Origin of the sequence: Pedobacter insulae (assembly GCF_900113525.1) — a bacterium.
GTDB lineage: Bacteria > Bacteroidota > Bacteroidia > Sphingobacteriales > Sphingobacteriaceae > Pedobacter > Pedobacter insulae.
The window spans coordinates 1-2,603 of sequence record NZ_FOPP01000019.1 but is presented as its reverse complement, the minus strand read 5'-3'; the positions used below and the strand labels follow the sequence as shown (position 1 = coordinate 2,603).

General features: G+C 44.9%; 3 protein-coding genes. 2 read left to right on the top strand and 1 reads right to left on the bottom strand.

Annotated elements, in window-relative coordinates:
- Positions 1-115 precede the first annotated feature (115 nt).
- Together BM207_RS18970 and BM207_RS18965 are read left to right on the top strand one after the other, a co-directional pair.
- Positions 116-703, top strand: coding sequence for a GNAT family N-acetyltransferase (locus BM207_RS18970; RefSeq protein ID WP_090998334.1), 588 nt, complete (start codon positions 116-118; stop codon positions 701-703).
- Positions 704-739: 36 nt separating this feature from the next.
- Positions 740-1,672 (top strand): helix-turn-helix transcriptional regulator, encoded by a 933-nt coding sequence (locus BM207_RS18965; protein WP_090998331.1) that lies wholly within the window; start codon positions 740-742, stop codon positions 1,670-1,672.
- 162 nt (positions 1,673-1,834) lie between these two features.
- Here BM207_RS18965 and BM207_RS18960 read toward each other — a convergent pair whose 3' ends face one another.
- Complete coding sequence (locus BM207_RS18960) at positions 1,835-2,515, bottom strand: IS66 family transposase (RefSeq protein WP_262497215.1); 681 nt, start codon at positions 2,513-2,515, stop codon at positions 1,835-1,837.
- Positions 2,516-2,603 lie beyond the last annotated feature (88 nt).

Here is a 2,603-nt window from a genome sequence, read left to right as displayed (position 1 = left end):
AACATTATTCTAACAAACCGCCGTATACCGAACGGTACGTACGGTGGTGTGAGAGGACAGGTAGCCAACTAATGGCTATCTTCCTACTCGATTTGTTTTTTTAGGTTATTTATTTATGATAGAGGCTACACGTAAGGATAAAAACAGGATTATTGAAATATTGACTTTTGCTTTCAGGTCGAATGCGAGTGTGAGTTTTATTGCTGGAAATGGTTCGGATCGTTTGATGCGGATATGTGATTTGATGGATTATGCGTTTGAAGTATGTTTACGCTATGGGAAGGTAGTGCTCGCTGAGGATCGCAATGCCTGTGCACTGGTACTTTTTCCCGATAAAAAGGTTTTGAGTTTCCGTTCGCTCTGGCTGGATTTATGGCTGGTGTTTAAGGTGGTTGGATTTTCCGGTCTGTTTAGGGTGCTTCGCAGGGAGAAGCTGATCAAGATGCGCCATCCTGCGGGGGATTTCTTTTACCTCTGGTTTATCGGGGTGCATCCGGATCATCAGTGTTTGGGGTTGGGGAGTGGTTTGTTGACGGAATTACTTGCCCTAGCGGACGGGATGAACCGTTCGGTGTACCTGGAGACCTCGACGGTGGTAAACATCCCCTGGTATGAGCGGTTTGGCTTTGCGGTTTTTGATGAGCTGGACCTGGGGTATAAATTGTCCTTTTTAAAACGTGCTGTAAATATGAAAAATCTTTAGTCTACTCATAGTCATCTGCCAAATATCTACCTACCTATGTTAATTCCGTATACCGAAATGCACCTGCTTACAGCCGTGGTCATTTTTATTGAATGTCTTTTTCTTTTTTATCAGGTGATCCATTACCTGAGCTGGCCGGATGACCGTTCGCGGTTCTGGTATCTGATCCTTTTGGTGTTCTTGATCTTTTATAATATTTCTGGGGGACTTTTTCCCGATCCTGCGATTGGTTTTTTGTCGGTGGAGCTGCAAAATATCATTGCTTATGGCGGTGGCTTTTTGATGGGGTCGTATTTTCCGTACTTCTTTTACCGTGGTTTTGGATTGAAGCGCTTGCGCTGGCACGCGATGGTCGGGGTTCCGCTATTTTTGCTGCTGCCTTATGTGGCAGTTTTCATCTGCTGGTATCCCTTTCATGGGGATCTGGAAAGGGCGATACGGTTTGGGATGCCAGTGCCGTTCATTTATTCGGTGGTGCTGGTGCTGGTGATCCTTCGGGCGATTAGGGAAATGTCGAAATTGGAACAGCAGGACAGCGTTTATAATACCAGGTTCGAGCTTTTTGCAGTGTATTTTGCGGTGCTGCCCTGGGTAGTGATGTGCGTGTTTTCGGTGCTGCATGTGACCCAGTGGGTAGAGGTGCTCGTGACCAACCTTGGTTTTGTGCTCACGACCTTTATTTTTATCAGCCGATCTATCCGCTTTGATAAGGCGGATAAGCAGCGAAGGCTGGAACTGGAAAACAAGCTGCCTTTTTCCGAGGCTTTTGAGCGGAACATTTATTTGTACGGGTTTACCGAGCGGGAACTGGAGGTGGTTCGGCTGATCCGCCAGGGCTACAGCCGGGCGGAAATTGCCGATATGCTCTGTATTTCGGTTGGTACGTTGGGTAAGCACATACAGTTTATCCATGAAAAGGCGATGGTTTCTAGTCGCCAGCAACTGATGGCAAAAATGGAAATGCCTTAAGGGGTATTTTTTGATTTGCCGTAAAGTGACGACCGCCCGCATCACATTAGATTTTATCTAAAAATGCCTTTACAGCTCATAAACGCTGATTTCAAGCAAATCATATTTTGTTTTTGTTAGTATTGTGGGGGTTTTGCTAAGATATATTCAATAAAGAAGCCGCTATGCTGTAGCGGCTTCTTTGTGTTTTTGCTCTTGTTTTTCTATTTGCTGAAGCTCCATTGGCTTCCAGTGTTGTGGCAGCAATTGCCATAAGTCTTTTTTGGGAGTCATATGTTTTCTTGTGAGCACATCTTTTGCCCAGGTCAGCGGGTTTATACCATGTAGTTTGCAGGTGCCAAACAGGCTATACATCATTGCACTTCTTTGCGCTGCTTCATGTGATCCAGCGAACATGTAGTTTTTTCTGCCTAAAGTTGAGGGCCTCACGCTGTTTTCAACCGGGTTGGAGTCAATTGAGAGCTTTCCATCCTGCAGGTATACACACAGCTTGTCCCAATGGTTCAGGCTGTAATTAAGCGCCTCTACAAATGGTAGCTTATTTACGTTGCCCCATTTTATGCGCTGGGCTTTTATCCAAAGATATAACGCTTCCAGTATAGGAACCGCATGTTTTTGCCTGTAATCACGTATAGCATCATGGTCAAACCCTTCGGTTTGGCAATGCCTTTCAATGGCATACAGCTTTTGTATCTCCACTAAAGGGTGCTCCAGTTCAGGGTTGGTCTTCTTAGCCGACTTTTTAGCCTTTTCATAATAACGCCTTGCATGTGCCCAGCAGCACAATAATATAATATGCGGTTTATCTTCGGCATAACGACTATAGACTTCCCATGTGGAAATACCAATAAATTTGACCCCCTTTCGCCAATTTCAAATTGACCCCCAGAGTTGATGTTAGAAAAGAACAAAAGTTGTTATGCAGAACCGT